The organism is Vibrio sp. Vb0888, from assembly GCF_033338835.1.
Classification (GTDB): Bacteria; Pseudomonadota; Gammaproteobacteria; order Enterobacterales; family Vibrionaceae; genus Vibrio; species Vibrio alginolyticus.
The window spans coordinates 1-1,902 of sequence record NZ_JAWOTL010000063.1 but is presented as its reverse complement, the minus strand read 5'-3'; the positions used below and the strand labels follow the sequence as shown (position 1 = coordinate 1,902).

The window sequence follows — 1,902 nt, the reverse complement described above, 5'->3', positions numbered from 1 at the left end:
TGAAGCCAGACGACGAGCGCGTTTACGCTCACACAAAAGTCGTTGGTGGCGGTGAAAGCACCAGCATTACATTCAGCACGGAAAAAATGACGGCTGGCGGTGATTACTCATTCTTCTGCTCATTCCCTGGTCACTGGGCGATCATGCAGGGTAAATTTGAGTTCAAATAATCGTTGAATTCAATTTGAGTGTGACTAAAGGGAAGCGCGTGCTTCCCTTTTTACTACGCGAATCGGGTCATGCTCTCTCATCCGATAAGTCTTGTCTCGGCATCGGTTTGGCCAGATAAAAACCTTGTACTTTGTCGACGCCACATTGCGCGACGAACTCGTATTCTGCTTGAGTTTCTACGCCCTCGGCTACGACTTCGCAGTTGGCAATGTGCCCGAGTTTAGCCACAATTCGGTATAACTCGCGCCCCTTTTCATCTGTGGCATCAAGCAGTAATGAACGGTCGAGTTTGATCTTATCAAACGGATATTTGAGCAAATGCGGAAACGAAGCATAACCCGTTCCGAAATCATCCATTGCAATGCGAATACCACACGCTTGCAGCGCGATCATCGTATTGGTCAACGACACTTTATCGTTTAACACCGCCTCTCCGGTTATCTCGATTTCTAACCAATCTGGGGACACGCCATAGTGCTCAAGTCGCCCTTGTAAGTGCTGAACAAAATCCGCTTGTTCGATCGTCGAAACCGAAATATTGATCGCAACTCGACGTGACGGCGATAACGACATTGTTTTCATGTCCGACAGCACTTTTTCGATGACCAACTTATCAAGTAGCGGCATGGCATCAAGCATTTGGAAGTCACTGATGAACGTTGGAGGGCACAGTTTTCCCTCTTTATCGATGTAACGAATCAGCGCTTCATAGGAGAACACTTTCTCATCATGCGTCGATTGTAGCTTTTGATAAAACATCACCAGCTCCCCTTCTCGCAGAATTGAAGTCAAACGCTTCTGAGCTGATGATTTGTTGATAATGTATATGTTTGAATCTTTCACGCTATTAAGCAGAGACTTAAACAGCGATTGTTCAATACCATTCAAAGCATTGTTCAGCCCGAATTGACTCGCGTGTTTACCAGCATAAGCAAGATAAAAAGGTCGATAGATCAATACTCCTGCCGCGATCACTATCAGTTGAAGTATTGTGCCTTGAATATGATTTCCCATTGCGACATATCCACTGATTAACGGCGGCGTCATCCAATTCACGATCTTCTCGACAGGATCAATCATACCCGACGCAATGCTCGCATAAGTGATCACGAAGCTCACCAAAGGCACCAGCACAAATGGGATGATGAGAATGGGGTTAAAGATGATCGGCAAACCAAACAGCAACACTTCATTAATGTCGAACATCACCAATGGCGCAGCCGCCAACGCCAACATGATGTGGTTGCGCCCTCTCGCAAAAATCAGGATACCTAGAAGCAAACAGACGCTGTTTCCCGAGCCGTCCATAGACAAAAAGGCGTCGTAAAAACCTTGGCTGATAACGTTAAGCGACGCTTCGCCAGCTTGCCAAGCAGCCATGTTGGCTTCGGTCGCAGCGTATATCTGCTGCTTGATGGCAAACAACATGTTGTGAGCATTGATGCCCGTCGCCCCTAGCAACCCCAAAACGGTTTGATAGATTAAACCGCCTTCAAGCGTTAAAGGATCGACGCCGATACTGCGCACTGCGCCACTAAACCACACCATGATCGCCGCAGTGACGTGAGACAGGCTTACCGCGACAAGAACAAATACGAAAAAGTGCAAAACGTCTTTAAACAGCCGAGAAGTAAAGTCCAGTGCTTGGGGTTCAAGCAATTGAATTCTCAAATGTTTGCAGTACAAATACGACATCATGGCGCTGATCAGCGCCAACAGAGAGTTATTGGG

The 1,902-nt window shown here is 47.0% G+C and carries 2 protein-coding genes; one reads left to right on the top strand and one right to left on the bottom strand.

What is annotated here, in order from left to right; all coding sequences use genetic code 11:
• Window positions 1–170 (top strand): plastocyanin/azurin family copper-binding protein (locus R7P72_RS23775; protein ID WP_318110795.1); only part of this gene is annotated, 170 nt, incomplete at its 5' end.
• 67 nt (window positions 171–237) lie between these two features.
• Here the strand turns inward: R7P72_RS23775 and R7P72_RS23770 are convergent.
• The coding region (locus tag R7P72_RS23770) for an EAL domain-containing protein (protein WP_318110794.1) at window positions 238–1,902 on the bottom strand (1,665 nt) is incomplete at its 5' end.